This window comes from Nocardioides sp. (assembly GCF_031397825.1).
GTDB lineage: Bacteria > Actinomycetota > Actinomycetes > Propionibacteriales > Nocardioidaceae > Nocardioides.
On record NZ_JANNML010000015.1, the window covers coordinates 21,240 to 36,544 of the forward strand.

Below are 15,305 nucleotides of genomic sequence, written 5' to 3' on the forward strand. Positions count from 1 at the left end.
GAGATCACCGGCTGGCCGGTGATCGCTGCACGTGGAGCGCGGCGCTGGTGCGGGTCGTGTGCCGCAGAGCGCGCTCAGCCGCTGCCTGCGGCACACGACCCGAGGGACCAGCACGGCCGCTCATCAGTCGTGTGCCGCAGAACGCGCCCTGCCGCTGCCTCCGGCACACGACCCGAGCAACAGCCGTCAGCGCAGCGGCTCGGCGTAGCTGCGGCTGAGCAGCCCGTCGTAGGCCGGCGCCTCGACGTCGTCCTCGACCTCGAAGTCCCAGCCGACCGAGATGTCGGGGATCTCGGCGCGCGCGAGGTAGTAGGCGACGTCGGCGTCGTTGCGCACGGTGTCCTCGAGCTGCTCGGGGTCGCCGACCGCCTCGATGACGTAGGGCTGGGCGTAGGGCACGCCCTGGAGCAGCACCGCGTTGCCGTGGCACTTGATGCCCGTCGTGGTGACGATCCGCTGGCCCTGGATCGTCACCGCCGTCGCGCCGCCGCGCCACATGGCGTTGACCACCGCCTGGATGTCCTGCTGGTGCACGACGAGCAGGTTGGGGTCGCGGCTGGTGGAGTTAATGACGTCCTCGGAGGCGTCCGAGAGCGTGACCGAGATGCCCGGGCCCTGGCGCGGGGTCAGGCCGGCGGGGTCCTCGAGCTCCTCGATGCGCTCCTGGAACTTGTTGACCGCGCGGTCGTCGACGTCGGCGGCGAGCAGCTCGACCTCGGCGGTGAGCTCGTCGAGGCGGCTCTTGAGGTCGTCGTACTGGTCGGCCTCGTTCTGCACCAGCGCCGCGAGGTCGGTGTAGCGGCCCGGGCGCAGGTCGGTGCCCTCGGAGTTGTAGGCGCTGATCGTGAACAGGGCGCCACTCAGGAGGACCACCAGGGGCGTGCCGATCCGCCAGGCGCCGCGCTTGGCCCGGGGGCGGGCGGAGTGGGGGTGCTCCGGGGCCCGGCCGACGAGGTCCCGGCCGACGAGGTCCCGGCCGACGACATCGGCGTCGGCGTCCGCGCGCGCCTGCTGCTCGGCGTACTCCTCGTGGTGCTCGCCCTCAGCACGCAGGCCCTCGGAGCGCGGCTCCCCCGGAGCCGCGCCAGCGGGCCTCACGTGGGAACCGGACGTCATGGCGACTAAGGTAGCCCGCGATCCGTGACGAGTCGCCACGGTGGACTGCTACGAGGAGCAAAACCGTGTCCAAGCTCAAGGCCAAGGATCCGTTCGCCGAGCCGAGGAAGCCCGTCGCCACCGTGCGCACGGTCATCGCGTTGCTCCTCGCCGTCCTGGGCATCGCCTGGATCGTCTACTACTACGCCGTGGTCCGTGTCGACCCGCTCGCCTTCCCGGCCCCCGCCGCCGGCGACCCGACGTTCATGGCCGACCTCATGGACTGGAACTACCTGATCGGCTTCGGCGCGTTCTTCCTCGGCCTGGCGATCTCTGCCCACCCCTCCACCCCGATGGGTCGCGGCCGCGGCGTCGTGGTCGGCATGCTCGGCTGCTTCATCCTGGGCCTGCTGTGGATCTGCACGTTCTACGTGATCAGCGACGACCCGTCGAGCTTCTGGGTCTTCAACGACCTCGGCCAGAAGAACCTCTTCGTCGGCATCGGCTTCATGGCGATCGGCTTCACCTTCGCCACGCGTTGGGAGTGAGGCTCCGGCCCCACCCCTGACGTCCGCGACGCCCGGTCCCCCCGTGGGGCCGGGCGTCGCTGCTTCTCCACAGCCCCCGGTCGGAGTTCTCCACAGGTAAGTCCACAGGTGTGGATGAGTTACACCGGTGTTGTTCTCTCCACAGGTGAGTGCACAGGTGTGGACAACCGGCCCTGCCGTCGTACGACGGAGGGCGCGGCGGGGTGCGGCGGGGTGCGGCGGGGTGCGGCGGGTGCTCAGGTAGTGAGGACCAGCGTGCGGGCGACGATCGCGAGGGCGATGGCCAACCCGATGAGCACCAGGGCGGCCACCTGCACCTGGGTGCGGCGCTCGCGCGGCGCGTAGACCAGCGCGGCGGTGATGGCGACGCCACCGACGAAGCCGCCGAGGTGGCCCTGCCAGGAGATGAACGAGCTGCCCAGGACGGTGATGAGGACGTTGATGCCGATCCAGGTCAGCAGCGACTGCACGTTGCCGCCGACCTTGTAGGCCACGACGAGCAGCGCGCCCATCAGGCCGAAGATCGCGCCGGAGGCACCGAGCGTGGCGCTGTACTCCGCCGAGAGCCAGTAGACGAACGCCGAGCCCGACAGGCCGGAGAGCAGGTAGAGCGCGAGGAAGCGCGCGCGGCCCAGCGCCAGCTCGAGCTGGGGACCGAAGGCGTAGAGCGCGAGCATGTTGAACGCGATGTGCCAGATCTCGACGTGCGCGAACATGCTGGTGACCAGCTGCCAGTAGGAGCCGTCGGCCACCCCGGGCACGTAGCGGGTGGCGGCCGTGCGGCACATCGCCTCGGTCGCACCGGGGAAGTAGCCGCTGCCGTCGGAGGTGAAGCAGGTGCCGAGCGGGCTCAGCGCGAGGCGCTGGATCAGCTCGCTGCTCTTCCAGCCGGTCGCCACGACCAGGACCCACACGAAGGCGTTGATGCCGATGAGGGCGATCGTGGTGGCGCCGGGGTTGCTGGGCCGCAGCCCGCCGTACGCCGTGCGGCCGGCGCGGGTGGTCCTGGCACCCTCGGCGACGCAGCCGGGGCACTGGAAGCCCACCGAGGCCGAGCGCATGCAGTCAGGGCAGATGACCTTGTCGCAGCGCTGGCAGTGGACGTAGGACTCCCGCCCGGGGTGCCGGTAGCACGCGGACTCCGGCACCCCGGGGACGGGAGAGGGGTGCTCGCTCAGGAACCCACGACCTCGACGGACTCGATCACGACGGCGTCGAGGGGACGGTCGCCGGGACCGGTGGCGGTGGTGCCGATCGCGTCGACCACGTCGCGGCCGGCCTGGTCGGCGACCTCACCGAAGATGGTGTGCTTGCGGTTGAGCCACGGGGTGGCGCCGACGGTGATGAAGAACTGCGAGCCGTTGGTGCCCGGGCCGGCGTTGGCCATCGCGAGCAGGTAGGGCTTGTCGAAGACGAGCTCGGGGTGGATCTCGTCCTTGAAGGTGTAGCCGGGGCCGCCGGTGCCGGTGCCGAGGGGGCAGCCGCCCTGGATCATGAAGCCCTCGATGACGCGGTGGAAGCCGAGGCCGTCGTAGAACTTGCCCGTGCGGCCGTTGCCGGCGTCGTAGGCCTTCTCGCCGGTCGCGAGGCCGACGAAGTTCTCGACGGTGGCGGGGGCGTGGTTCGGGAACAGGTTGACGGTGATGTCGCCCCGGTTGGTCTTGAGGATGGCCTGCTGGTCAGCCATGACTGCCTTTCACGTGGACTACGAGAGGATTCGAACTCCCGCGATCCTCCCACGCACGCCAAGGTCGCGGGTGTGACGGGCTCGCCGGGTGGGTACCGGACGGTCGGGGGCAGCGCGTCTGCGTTCCCCTGCCGCCACCGGGCCACCCTGGGGGTGGTCGACCCACCAGCCCCGTGGTTGGGTAGAGGTACCGCTGACAAAGGAGTGCTCGCAATGGGACTGCGCAAGAAGAAGTCGCTGCTCGACCAGGCGAGGGACCAGGCGAGCGACTACGTCGACGCCGCTCGTCCCCACGTCGAAGCCGCCTACGAGTCCGCACGTGACTTCGTGCAGGACACCGCCGTGCCGGCCCTGATCGACGCCAGGGACAAGGCCGCTCCCGTCATCGCCGACGCCCGCGAGAAGGCCACGCCCCTCATCGCCTCCGGCGTCGCGATCGCCGGAGCCAAGGCCGTCGAGGCCCGGGAGAAGGCCGCTCCCGTCATCGCCGACGCGCGCGACAAGGCCGCCAGCAAGGCCGCTCCGCTGATCGCCTCGGGCCAGGCCCTCGCGAGCGAGAAGGCCACCGCAGCCAAGACGCTGGCCGACGCCAAGGTCGCCCAGCTCAAGGGTGAGCCCGAGCCGACGAAGGGCTCCAAGCTGAAGAAGCTCGTGCTCTTCACCGCCGTCGCCGGCGCTGTCGCGTTCGTGGCGAAGAAGCTCCAGGGCGGCAAGGCCGAGAGCAACAACTGGCAGTCGTCCTACGTGCCGACGCCTCCCCCGACGCCGGCCCCGACGCCGGCCCAGGCAGCGGCCCCGGCTGCTGCTGCGACCCAGGCCGACGACACGGGCGGCTCGTCGCCCGACGAGGCAGTCGCCGACGCCGCCGAGGCACCACACCCGGTCACGACGCCCGACGAGCCCGCCGAGGTCGTCGAGATCCAGGACCCCAGGGCCTGAGCCTCCGCCCCACCGCACGTCCGTACGCCGACCCGTCACCGCACCGGTGACGGGTCGCCGTCATTTCGAGCTCGAGCCCTGTGGCCCGCCGTCGAAGTCCTCGATCCACGCGTCGTTGTGCTCCCACCAGCCGAAGAGCCACTCGATGCGCTCCTCGCGGCCCTCGGGGATCTCGCTGCGCGACACCTGCCACCACCGCATGACGATCCGCTTGTCCATCGGCAGCTCGCGCCAGATGTCGCCGACGGTGAGCAGGTGGTCGAGGCCGGTGTGGGCGACCAGCACGACGTCGGCCTCCGGCGCCGCGTCCAGGGCCGCGAGGAAGCCGCCGGGTCGAGGCGCGAGGACGTTGGTCATGGCCTCGGCCCGCTCGGCCATCCGCTCGAGGCCGAGCCGACGCAGCTTGTCGATCGCCCGCTGACGTCGCTCCGGGGTGAAGTTGCCGCCCTCGGGGAAGATCACGAACGCGTCGTCCCTGTCCAGGCCCGAGGCGAGGGTGGCGATCTGGCTCTCGAGGTCGTCGCCCGCGGCCGGGTTGGGCGAGATGAACGAGGCCGGGATGCGGCGCAGCAGCACGTCGATCGCGGGATCCCAGGCCAGGGTGTCCTTGAGGACGACGCGGGGCTCGCGGCGGTACCAGTGCATCAGCGCGTGGATGAGCGTGAAGGAGTCGCCAGGGCCGGCGTGCCGACAGGCCACCAGGATCGGCACACCGGGGTGCGCGTCCGGGCTGGGCCCGTCAGTGACGATCGTCAGCTTGAGCACCCGCTTGGCCTCACGGAAGAACACCCACATCACGCCCTGCACCAGGTCGTAGTGGATGCCCTCGAAGTAGGGGCTGCGGATCCGACGCCCGAAGCCGCTCGCCAGCCAGAGCCCCAGCAGCACCCCGAGGACGATCGCCTCCATGGTGAGGTACATGACGAAGATCCAGGCCAGCCGCAGCGCCCGCCACCGACCCGGCAGCAGCGGCGAGAGCGCGGCGGCGCCGATCAGCCACAGGGGCAGCGTGATCCACATCAGGACCGCGAGCAGCATGACGGCCGGGGCGACGACCACCCGTCGTACGACCCGGATCAGCACGTCCGCACGACCCGGTCAGGCATCGAGGTCGGCGAGGTAGTCACGGCACGCTGCGTAGGTCGCGTCGATGCGCGCCTCGACGGTGCTGAAGTCGCGGGTGCCGAAGAGGGTGTCGTCGCGCGCCGAGGTGCCCCGCGCGGGCAGGACGTGGCACTCGACGTCGTCGGGTAGCTCGGCCAGCTCGCGGGTGAAGCGGTGCCGCCGCGCGATCTCGAAGGAGACCCGGGCGACCTCCCACGGCCGCTTGGGCACGGTCAGCGGCCGGTCGATGCGCCCCACCTGGAGCACGAAGACCCGCGTAGCGCCGAGCTGCACGGCCCGACCCAGCGGGATCGAGTTGACGATGCCCCCGTCGAGGTAGTGCTCGCCGTCGACCTCGGCCGGCGGCAGGATCCCGGGCACGGCGGCGCTCGCGACGACCGCGTCCACCACCGGGCCGGAGCTGAACCAGTGCTCCGCGGCGCGCTCGATGCTCGCCGCGCACACCTGGAAGCGCACCGGCAGCTCCTCGAAGGTGAGGTCGCCGAGCTCCTCGACGAGCCGCTGCTTGAGCGGCTTGGCGGAGTAGATGTGGGTGCCGGTCGAGACCGCCCTGCGCACGGTGCGCAGCGGCTTGTCGCCGTAGACCTCGCGGCCGCTCTCGTTGGCGCTGCGCCACAGGTCGAGCATCCGCTCGATGACGGCCTCGGACGGGTCGCGGGCCACCATCGCGCCGTTGAGGGCGCCGACGCTGGTGCCGAGCACCAGGTCGGGGGTGATGCCGCGCTCGAAGAGCGCCCGGAGCATGCCGACCTCGACGGCCCCCAGGACCCCACCGCCGCCGAGCACGAACGCCGTGGTCCCGGCGGGTGTCCCGGCCGCGGTCACGGGGCTAGCCGACTGCGGTCGTGGGGGCGGGACCGAACGCCTCGGGGTGCTCCGCGCGGGTGCGCCGGGTCGCGCGGTGCTCGGCCCAGAAGCTCAGGACCGGGATGGTGCCGCAGAGCAGCGTCACGATCGTGAAGCCCAGCTCCCAGCCGGCCTTGCGCGAGAGCACGAAGGCGGTGAGCAGGAAGATCATGTAGAGCCAGCCGTGCGCCACGCCGAGGTAGGTGGTGATGAACTCGCCGAGGTCCTGGCCGCTGGAACCCTCCTCGAGGAGGTACTTCAGCGGCACACCGACGAGGATCAGCACGATCAGCAGCACGCCGACGATCGTGGCCATGATGCGGTAGCGGGTCAGGGCGCCTGTCACGCCCCCGAACGTACCGGGTCCTCCTCGGGGGACTCCGCCTGGTCCTGCTCGACCGTGGTCGCCACCAGGTCCTCCTCGCGCACGAAACGCCACCAGATGAACGCCGCGAAGGCCCCGAAGACCCACCACTCCAGCGCGTAGAGGATGTTGCGCAGCGCGGTGAACCTCCCCGGCGGCGGCAGCTGCTCGAGGGTCGCGGGAGCCAGGCCCTCCGCCCCGGCGTTGGTCGACGGCTCGTCGGCGTCGACCACGCCGTAGGCGCCGTAGAGATCCTGGTCGACCTGCTGGATCAGGTCGGCCGTGCGCATCTGCGGCAGCACGTCGTCGGTCGGGTCGGTGTCGGCCTCGCCGGTGCCCTCGGGGGGCTGGAGCCACGCGACGAGCTCGGCGGTCCCGGTCGGGGGCGCGGGGGCGTCCGCCGGGTCGGCGACCCAGCCGCGCACGACGGGCAGCGCCGGGTCGCCCGCGGCCGTGCCCACGGCGAGCGGGGTGACGACCCAGAAGCCCTCGACGCCGTCGACCTCGCGTCCGGAGACGTAGACGGTGGACTCCGGCAACCAGGTGCCGCTCACGCTGACCGGCTGACCGACCAGGGTGGCGGGGAACGGGTCGTCGGGGCCCATCACGTCGGCGATCGGCTGCGGCTCGAGCTCGGTCAGGTCGACCGCCTCAGCAGCCCGGTTGGCCTGCCACGCGTCGTACTGCCACACGCCCAGCGACCCCGCGATCCCCACGCACACCAGCGCCACCAGGTGGGCGCCGATCATCCGGAGGGTGAGGTAGCGGGACACCCCTCCAGGGTACGGAGCCCGAGGTGGGCCCGGGACGCCGCTCTCTCGGCGTACCCTGCGGGGCATGACGGTCAGCGCCGAGCAGGCTCAATGGTTCCGGGCGGGGTTCACCGACATGGCCGAGTCGATGGGGCAGGCGCTGCTGGGAAAGGACCACGTGGTCCGCCTGGCGCTGACCTGCCTGGTCAGCGAGGGGCACCTGCTGCTCGAGGACCTGCCGGGCACGGGCAAGACGATGCTGGCGCGGTCGTTGGCCAACACCGTCGAGGGCAGCCACGCGCGCATCCAGTTCACCCCGGACCTGCTGCCGACCGACGTGACGGGCGTGACCGTCTACGACCAGGCCAAGGGATCCTTCGAGTTCCACCCCGGGCCGATCTTCCACGACATCGTGCTGGCCGACGAGATCAACCGTGCCTCGCCCAAGACCCAGGCCGCGCTGCTGGAGGTCATGGAGGAGGGGCACGTGACGGTCGACGGCGTGACCCACGACGTGCCACGCCCCTTCATGGTGATCGCCACGCAGAACCCGATCGAGCAGGCCGGCACCTACCGGCTGCCCGAGGCGCAGCTCGACCGCTTCCTGATGAAGACGTCGGTGGGCTACCCCGACGCCGAGTCGACCGAGGAGCTGCTGCTCGCCTCCGCCGTGCGCGACCGCGCCGAGCTGGTGAAGCCGATCGCGTCCACCGCACGCATCGCGGAGATGTCGGCGCTGGCCGCGGACGTGCACGTCGACCGGTCGGTGGTGCGCTACGTGCGCCAGCTCGCCGAGGCGTCGCGCGAGCTGCGCCACGTGCGGCTCGGGCTCTCGGCGCGTGGCTGCCTGGCGCTGGTGCGGGTCGCCAAGACCTGGGCCGCCGCCGACGGCCGCACCGCGGTGGTGCCCGAGGACGTCAACACCCTGGCCGAGCCGGTGCTGTGCCACCGGCTGCTGCTCGACCCGCAGGCTCAGTTCAGCGGGGTCACGATCGGCGAGGTCATCGGCCAGCTGCTCGCGGCGGTGCCGCCGCCGCTCGACCGCGCCTGACGCGAGGCACGAGACCCGTGATCGAGGACCCGTGATCGAGAACCGTCGCACCCGCGTGCGCCGTCGCGTCAGCCGCGCGCTCGGCGGCATCACCCCCGCCGGCCGAGCGGTGATCCTGCTCGGGCTGTCCAGCGAGGCGGTCGCCCTCACCCTGGGCTACGCCGAGTTCCGGCTCATCGCCCTCATGTGCGGGCTGCTGGTGCTCGTCGCGCTCGTCCTCGTCGCCCTGCCCACGCGCGTGCGCGCCCAGCTCGAGCTGCGCCCGGCCCACACCGTGGCCGGCGAGACCGGCACCGGGCTGCTGCGCGTGACCAACCTGCGGCTCGCTCCCATGTGGCACCCCCTCGTCAGCGTCCCCCTCGACGCGGAGCGCGCCGACGCCACGACCCAGAGCGCCCACGTGCGGCTGCCGGTGCTGCGCCGCGGGGTGCGCGTGGAGCAGGAGATCGAGGTCCCGGCCGTCCGTCGTGGCGTGCTCCAGGTCGGCCCGGCGGGGGCACGGCGTACGGACCCGCTCGGCTTCTTCCAGCGCCACGCCGCCTGGAGTGCGCCGGTCGACCTCTTCGTGCGGCCGCGGATGGTGAGCATCGACTCGCTCGGTCCCGGCTCGGTGCGCGACCTCGAGGGCGTGCCCAGCGACGAGATCTCGATGAGCGACCTGTCGTTCCACGCGCTGCGCGAGTACGTCGTCGGCGACGACCTGCGCCACGTCCACTGGCGCTCGTCGGCGCGGACCGGGCGGCTGCACGTGCGGCAGTACCACGACACCCGCCGCAGCCACGTCGTCGTGATCGTCGACGACACCCACGCGGCCTACGACCACTCCGACGACCTCGAGCTCGCGCTCCAGGTGGCGGCCTCGGTGGTGCTGCGCGTCGGGCTCGACGAGTCCGACCTGACCATGGTCTGCGGCCCCCAGCAGGTCTCCGGCCCACCGCAGCAGGTGCTCGACGCCTTCTGCCTCTCGACGTGGTCGCTGGGCGGCGACCTCGTGGTCGCGGCGCGTACGGCGGCGCTCGTCGCCCCCGACGCCAGCCAAGTCGTCGTCGTGTCCGGTGGCCTCCTCGACCCCTCGCTCCTGCCCGAGGTCGCGCGCGCCTTCCCCGACGACGTACGTCTGCTCACGCTGCGCGCCGACGGCTCCGGCACCCCGGCCGACCACACGCTCGCGGGTCCGCCGCTGCTGACGGTGACCCAGCTGCCAGAGCTGCCCGGGCTGCTCGCGGCCTACGTGCGCGGGGTGCGGCTGTGAGCGAAGCGAGAGACCGCATCGGAGCGAGGCCGGACGACCACCGCGAGGCGGCGGTCGAGCTGCGAGCTCACGTGGAGGAGCTGTGAGGTTGCTGCGGCGTCGGCCGCCGACCCAGGTGATGCCGTTCCACGCCTGGGACGTGCTGCTCGTCGTGACGCTCACGATGATCGCGCTGGCCGGCTGGTCCTCGACCTTCAGCGGCAACGGCTGGTGGATCACCGGCGGGGTCGTGGCGATCCTGGGGTCGGCGGCCGCGACCGCGGTGGTGGCCGCGCGCGGCGGGGTCGAGGTCGTGGGGCTGGTGCTGGCCTTCGGCTACTACTTCGCCTGCGGGCCGATCGTGGAGCGCGACCTGCGGCTGACCGACCTGAGCATCCTCGAGTCGGGCGTGCGGGCCAGCGCCGAGGCCTGGCCGGTGCTGCTCGGCACCCACCCACCCGTCGACTCCTCAGGCGCTGCCCTCCTGGCGCCGGTGCTCCTCGCACTTTTCTCCGCGGGCATCGGCACCGCCCTCGCGCTGCGCTCCACCCGCGCCGCGGTGCCCCTCGCACCGCCGACGCTGGTGCTCGCCGCGGTGCTCCTGCTGGCCCAGCCGGAGCCGGTCTCGGTCCTGCTCCAGGGCGTCGGCTTCGGGGTCGTCGCGATGATGTGGATGCGCCTGCGCGGTCTGCGCATCGACGAGGCCGCCCACGGCCGCGACCCGGCCCGGGCCTGGCGCATGGTCGGCAGCGTGGCGCTGGTCCTGGCTGCCGCGCTCACCGCCGCCGCGGTGGCGGGTGACCCGACGCCGGGCGCGAGGTTCGTGCTGAGCCGCGAGATGCCGGCGTACGACGCAGGCCGCGAGGCGACGCCGCTCGACTCCTTCCGCGACTTCACGGAGCCGGCGCCGGGTCAGCGGGTGCCGGAGGGCAACGTGCACGAGCGCAAGCTGATGACGCTGCGCGGCGCGCCGACAGGGGTGCGGGTGCGGTTCGCGGCGCTCGAGGCCTACGACGGCAACCGGTGGCAGGCCGCCAACGACAGCGACCCCTCGCGTGATGACGACCGCTTCCTGCGGCTCTCCTCCACCATCGACAACCCGGCCGACGGCCGGGAGATCCGGGTCGCGGTCGACCCCACCGGCGACTACACGTCGCGGTGGGTCCCGACCATCGGCGCGGTCCAGTCGTTCTCGTTCTACGGCTCCGCGCGCGAGGACGCCCAGACCCACCTGCGCTACGACCCGGCCACGCAGACCGCGGTCATGGACGACCGGCTGGAGAAGAACGACACCTACGCGTTCACCTCCGCGATCACCGGGGGGCTGCTGAAGCGGCGGATGACGGCATCGACCCTGGTCGACCCGGCCCTGCGCGAGGCGGGGGCCTTCCTCGACCCGGCGATCGAGGCGTGGGCGCTCGGGGCGGTGTCGCCGATCGACGGCGTCTTCCGGGTGGCCGAACGGCTCAAGCGGGTCGGGCGCTACAGCGACGGCGCGATCTTCTGGCAGTCCTCCTACACCGCCGGCCAGGGCACCGCCCGGCTCGGTGACGGCTTCGTCCTCGGCGAGCCGACCGTCGGCAACGACGAGCAGTACGCCGCCGCCATGGCGCTCATGGCCAACCGTCTCGGGGCTCCGGCCCGCGTCGTCGTCGGCGCGGTGCTACCGGCCAGCGGTGTCGTGCGCGGGCGCGACGTGCAGGCCTGGGTCGAGGTGCGGATCGCCGACGGGTCGTGGCGGACGCTGCCGACCGAGATGTTCATGGGCGACCGTCCTCCCCGTCGGGTCGGCGTCGACGAGGTGCTGCCCCCGCGCGCCTTCCCCGACCCGCCACCGGCCCCGCCACAGCAGCCGGAGATCGAGGAGGAGCCGGCGGAGGAGCCGCCTCCGGCTCCTGCCGCGTCGTCCGCCGACGCAGGGTCGGGCGGGGTCCCCTGGGGACTCGTCCTCCTCGCGCTCGCCCTCGGCGCGCCCGTCGTCGTACCCGTCGTGAAGGGGGTGCGGCGCCGCCGCCGGCTCTCCTCGCGTCGCGTGACGCTGCGCTATGCCGGGGCGTGGCTGGAGCTGGTCGACCACGCCCGCGACCTCGGGGTACCCGTCGTGCCCGGGCTGACCCGGCCGGCCGAGGCACGGGCCGTCGGGTCGGCCCGGGGTACCGGCGACACGCTGGTCGACCTGGCCCACGAGGCCGACCGCCGGATCTACGCCGCCGACTCCCCCGAGGCCGCCGACGCCGACGCGTTCTGGTCCCTCGTGCGCGCCCAGCGGTCCTCCCTGGGCGAGGGCGTCTCCCCCTGGCGACGGGCCTGGGCGGTCTTCAGCCCCGCCAGCCTGCGCCGCGGTGCGCCGCCCGAGGCGGGATAGTCCCTCACGTTCTCGTCCTCGTTCGGCTGGTGGCAGGACGCTGGCGTGAGGGACTACCCGTCGCGAGCTCCACCCGGCTCCAACTGGTCATACCACTTGACCAAAGCCCACCCGCCGCCCTACGGTCGCCGCATGCCCCTCCAGCCCGTGGTGAGACGTTCGGTGCCCGACGAGGTCTTCGACCAGGTGCTCGCGGAGGTGGTGGACGGCGAGATCGGGGCCGGCGAGACCCTGCCCAGCGAGCGTCGTCTCGCGGAGGTGCTCGGGGTGTCGCGGCCCGCCGTGCGCGAGGCGCTCCAGCGGATGGCGCAGACCCGGCTGCTCGACGTTCGCCATGGTGGCGCGACGACCGTGCGCGACTTCCGGCGCTACGCCGGGCTCGACCTCCTCCCCCAGCTCCTCGTGAGACGGGGCTCGCTCGACGCCTCCGTCGCCCGCAGCATCCTCGAGGCACGTCTCGCGATCGGGCCGAGCGTGGCGGCGCTGGCCGCCGAGCGAGGCGGCGCGACCCTCGGGGCGTTGCTCACCGACTGCGTCGACCTGCTCGCGGCGACCGACGACGACGTGGAGCGGCAGGTGCACGCGCTGACCTTCTGGGACCTCGTCGTCGACGCGGCCGATTCGGTGGTCTTCCGGCTGATGTTCAACAGCCTGCGCGCCGCCTACGAGCCGGCACTGGAGGCCCTCGCCCCGGCGATGGCCGAGGAGGTCGGCCAGGCGGGTGCCTACCGCGTGCTCACCGCCGCGATCTCCGCCGGCGACCCCGAGACCGCCCGCGCCGCCGCCGACCGGGTCCTGCGCCCGGCGACCGCCAGCCTGGTCGGCGCCCTCGCCGCGCTGGCCGACGCCGTCATCTCCGACCCCACCCCCGACCCCGACCTCGAGGAGCAGCGATGACCAGACCCAGCCCCGAGGTCGAGGCCCTGGCCGCCCAGCGCCTCGCCCAGGACACCGCCGCGACCGACACCGCGACGCGCCGCACCACCATCACGCTGCGCCAGGCCTGGCGCGCCTTCTGGCGTCACCCGAGCCCACCGATGATCGCCACCGCCCTCGTCGCGGCGAGCACCGCCCGTGTCCTCGCCCCCGGCGGTGACCTGTGGGAGCTGACGATCCCGGTCGCCCTGGTCGCGCTCTTCCCAGCGATCGAGTGGGTCATCCACGTCATCGTCCTGCACTGGCGCCCCCGCCAGGTCGGTCCCGTGCGCATCGACTCGCTGCTGGCCCGCGAGCACCGCGCCCACCACGCCGACCCGCGCGACATCCCGCTGGTCTTCATCCCGTGGCAGGCGCTGCTCTGGCTCATCCCCGCAGGAGCGGCGGCGGCACTGCTCGCCCTGCCCACCACGAGCAGCGCGCTGACCCTGCTGGTCAGCGCGGCGGCGATCATGTTCGGCTACGAGTGGATCCACTACCTCGTGCACAGCGACTACCGGCCGCGCTCGCGCGCCTACCGCGCGGTCTGGCGCAACCACCGGCTGCACCACTACAAGAACGAGCACTACTGGTTCACCGTCACCACGTCCGGCACCGCCGACCGCCTGTTCGGGACCTGCCCCGACGCAGCAGACGTCCCGACCTCGCCCACGGTCCGGAAGCTCCACGAGACCGACCCCGGACCTGCCACCATCACCGGGTGACGAACCAGCGGGTCCACCACCTCAACTGCGGCACGATGACGCCGCTCGCCGCGGCACCGATGGTGGCCCACGTGCTGCTCGTCGAGCGCGACGAGGGGCTGCTGCTCGTGGACACCGGCTTCGGCACCACCGACCTCCAGCAGCCGCGACGGCTCGGCCAGCCGTTCCGGGCCGTCGTACGCCCCGTCCTCGACCCCGCCGAGACCGCCACCGCCCGGATCACCGCGCTGGGCCTCGACCCGGCCGACGTCACCGACGTCGTGCTGACCCACCTCGACCTCGACCACGTCGGCGGCATCGGCGACTTCCCCCGGGCCCGGGTGCACGTGCACGCCACCGAGCTCGAGGCCGCGCTGCACCCGACGCTCAAGGAGAAGGCACGCTACGTCGCCGGCCAGTGGTCCCACGACCCGACCTGGGTGCGCCACCGCGAGGGCGGCGACGCGTGGTTCGGGCTCGAGTCCGTGGCCGCGGTGGGTGACGACGTGCTGATCGTCCCGCTCCACGGTCACAGCCGAGGGCACAGCGGGGTCGCCGTACGACGTCCCGACGGTCACTGGCTCCTGCACGCCGGCGACTCCTACTTCCACACGGCCGAGAAGCAGACCCCGCCCGCCTGCCCCCGGGCGCTGCGCGCCTTCCAGACCGTACTGGCCCACGCCGACAAGGCCCGTCGGGCCAACGCCGAACGGGTGCGCGAGCTCCATGCCGGTCACGCAGACGAGGTCACCGTCTTCAGCGCCCACGACGCCTCGGAGCTCGCCGCGTTGCAGGCCTGAGCGACCTCGGGTCGAGCTGCCGGAGCAGGGACCCTCCGACGCGACCACCCTGGTCGTGTGCCGGAGAGAGCGCTGCACCGCAGGCTGCGGCACACAAAAAATAGCTCTACGGATATTTATGGCAATATAACGACATTAGCAGAATCAAAATTCAGTGAAAATCTACTATATGCCGGTACAGACGATGGTTTGATACACGTGACCAACGACGGTGGTAAAACGTGGGTGAAATCTGAAAATTTCCCCAATGTGCCTGAACGCACCTATGTTAATCAAATTATTGCATCGCAACACGATAAAAATGTTGCCTACGCTTGTTTCAATCACCATCGTTATGGCGATTTTAAACCTTATGTACACAAATCAACAGACGGCGGCAAAACATGGACAGCCATTCAAGGCAATTTGCCCGAAAAAGGCACGGTTTATACCATCGCTGAAGACCATGTTAATCCTAATTTGCTCTTTGTTGGCACTGAGTTTGGCGTGTTTTTCAGCATAGAAGGGGGCAAAACGTGGACACAATTGAAAGGCGGTTTACCAACTATTGCGGTGCGCGATATGGATATTCAAAAACGGGAAAATGATTTGGTTTTGGCCACTTTCGGACGTGGTTTTTACATATTAGACGATTATACGCCCTTGCGTTACATAAAAAAAGACGATTTGGCAAAACCCGCAACGATTTTTCCCATCAAAGACGGTTTAATGTTTGTGGAATCATCACCATTGGGCATACGGGGCAAAGGATTTTTGGGCGAAAGTCATTTTATGACCCCCAATCCACAAGTGGGGGCAGTGTTCACCTATTACGTGAAAGACGATATTAAAACGGCGAAAGAAAAACGCCAAGAGATGGAAAAAGAAAAAATCAAAAAAAATG

16 protein-coding genes and 1 pseudogene are annotated in these 15,305 nt (G+C 71.1%); 10 read left to right on the top strand and 7 right to left on the bottom strand.

The features are described 5' to 3' along the window. Positions 1–186: 186 nt before the first annotated feature. Positions 187–1,116, bottom strand: coding sequence for a DUF881 domain-containing protein (locus tag RMN98_RS00785; RefSeq protein ID WP_309646895.1), 930 nt, complete (start codon positions 1,114–1,116; stop codon positions 187–189). A gap of 65 nt (positions 1,117–1,181) precedes the next feature. Between RMN98_RS00785 and RMN98_RS00790 the strand changes: the two genes are divergently transcribed. Continuing rightward, on the top strand, positions 1,182–1,643 hold the full coding sequence (locus RMN98_RS00790; RefSeq protein WP_309646896.1) for a cell division protein CrgA: 462 nt from the start codon (positions 1,182–1,184) through the stop codon (positions 1,641–1,643). A gap of 236 nt (positions 1,644–1,879) precedes the next feature. Here RMN98_RS00790 and RMN98_RS00795 read toward each other — a convergent pair whose 3' ends face one another. Beyond that, a complete protein-coding gene (locus RMN98_RS00795) occupies positions 1,880–2,704 on the bottom strand; it encodes a rhomboid family intramembrane serine protease (RefSeq protein WP_397208481.1) in 825 nt (274 codons plus the stop codon). 113 nt (positions 2,705–2,817) lie between these two features. Next, entirely contained in the window at positions 2,818–3,330 is a 513-nt protein-coding gene (locus RMN98_RS00800) for a peptidylprolyl isomerase (protein ID WP_309646898.1), read from the bottom strand. 213 nt (positions 3,331–3,543) lie between these two features. Between RMN98_RS00800 and RMN98_RS00805 the strand changes: the two genes are divergently transcribed. Then, positions 3,544–4,269 carry a DLW-39 family protein gene (locus tag RMN98_RS00805; RefSeq protein WP_309646899.1) on the top strand — a complete coding sequence of 242 codons (726 nt, stop codon included), beginning with the start codon at positions 3,544–3,546 and terminating at the stop codon, positions 4,267–4,269. A gap of 60 nt (positions 4,270–4,329) precedes the next feature. On the opposite strand, the gene RMN98_RS00810 is transcribed toward RMN98_RS00805, so the two are convergent. The 4 genes from RMN98_RS00810 to RMN98_RS00825 are packed head-to-tail and all read right to left on the bottom strand — an operon-like array spanning position 4,330 to position 7,377. Continuing rightward, positions 4,330–5,352 (bottom strand): 1-acyl-sn-glycerol-3-phosphate acyltransferase, encoded by a 1,023-nt coding sequence (locus RMN98_RS00810; RefSeq protein WP_309646900.1) that lies wholly within the window; start codon positions 5,350–5,352, stop codon positions 4,330–4,332. 15 nt (positions 5,353–5,367) lie between these two features. Further along, positions 5,368–6,219, bottom strand: a complete 852-nt coding sequence (locus tag RMN98_RS00815) for a patatin-like phospholipase family protein (RefSeq protein ID WP_309646901.1) — start codon at positions 6,217–6,219, stop codon at positions 5,368–5,370. Positions 6,220–6,223: 4 nt separating this feature from the next. Next, positions 6,224–6,586 (bottom strand): DUF3817 domain-containing protein, encoded by a 363-nt coding sequence (locus RMN98_RS00820; RefSeq protein WP_309646902.1) that lies wholly within the window; start codon positions 6,584–6,586, stop codon positions 6,224–6,226. Further along, the gene (locus RMN98_RS00825) at positions 6,583–7,377 is read right to left on the bottom strand and encodes an SURF1 family protein (protein ID WP_309646903.1); all 795 of its coding nucleotides are present in this window, start codon (positions 7,375–7,377) and stop codon (positions 6,583–6,585) included. Before RMN98_RS00825 ends, RMN98_RS00820 begins: the two co-directional genes overlap by 4 nt. A 127-nt stretch (positions 7,378–7,504) precedes the next feature. Between RMN98_RS00825 and RMN98_RS20990 the strand changes: the two are divergent. The 8 genes and pseudogenes from RMN98_RS20990 to RMN98_RS00860 form a co-directional block, all read left to right on the top strand. Then, a pseudogene (locus RMN98_RS20990) lies at positions 7,505–7,993 on the top strand (AAA family ATPase); the annotation flags it as partial. 90 nt (positions 7,994–8,083) lie between these two features. Further along, entirely contained in the window at positions 8,084–8,407 is a 324-nt protein-coding gene (locus RMN98_RS20995; protein WP_397208482.1) for an AAA family ATPase, read from the top strand. Between the two features lie 31 nt (positions 8,408–8,438). Continuing rightward, on the top strand, positions 8,439–9,659 hold the full coding sequence (locus tag RMN98_RS00835) for a DUF58 domain-containing protein (protein ID WP_309646905.1): 1,221 nt from the start codon (positions 8,439–8,441) through the stop codon (positions 9,657–9,659). 88 nt (positions 9,660–9,747) lie between these two features. Beyond that, positions 9,748–12,003 (top strand): transglutaminase-like domain-containing protein, encoded by a 2,256-nt coding sequence (locus RMN98_RS00840; protein ID WP_309646906.1) that lies wholly within the window; start codon positions 9,748–9,750, stop codon positions 12,001–12,003. A gap of 132 nt (positions 12,004–12,135) precedes the next feature. Next, the gene (locus tag RMN98_RS00845) at positions 12,136–12,900 is read left to right on the top strand and encodes a GntR family transcriptional regulator (RefSeq protein WP_309646907.1); all 765 of its coding nucleotides are present in this window, start codon (positions 12,136–12,138) and stop codon (positions 12,898–12,900) included. Further along, on the top strand, positions 12,897–13,643 hold the full coding sequence (locus RMN98_RS00850) for a sterol desaturase family protein (protein ID WP_309646908.1): 747 nt from the start codon (positions 12,897–12,899) through the stop codon (positions 13,641–13,643). The genes RMN98_RS00845 and RMN98_RS00850 overlap by 4 nt, the downstream gene beginning before the upstream one ends. Further along, positions 13,640–14,422 carry an MBL fold metallo-hydrolase gene (locus tag RMN98_RS00855; protein WP_309646909.1) on the top strand — a complete coding sequence of 261 codons (783 nt, stop codon included), beginning with the start codon at positions 13,640–13,642 and terminating at the stop codon, positions 14,420–14,422. The genes RMN98_RS00850 and RMN98_RS00855 overlap by 4 nt, the downstream gene beginning before the upstream one ends. Before the next feature lie 57 nt (positions 14,423–14,479). After that, positions 14,480–15,305: hypothetical protein (locus RMN98_RS00860; RefSeq protein WP_309646910.1), on the top strand; the 826-nt coding region annotated here is incomplete at its 3' end.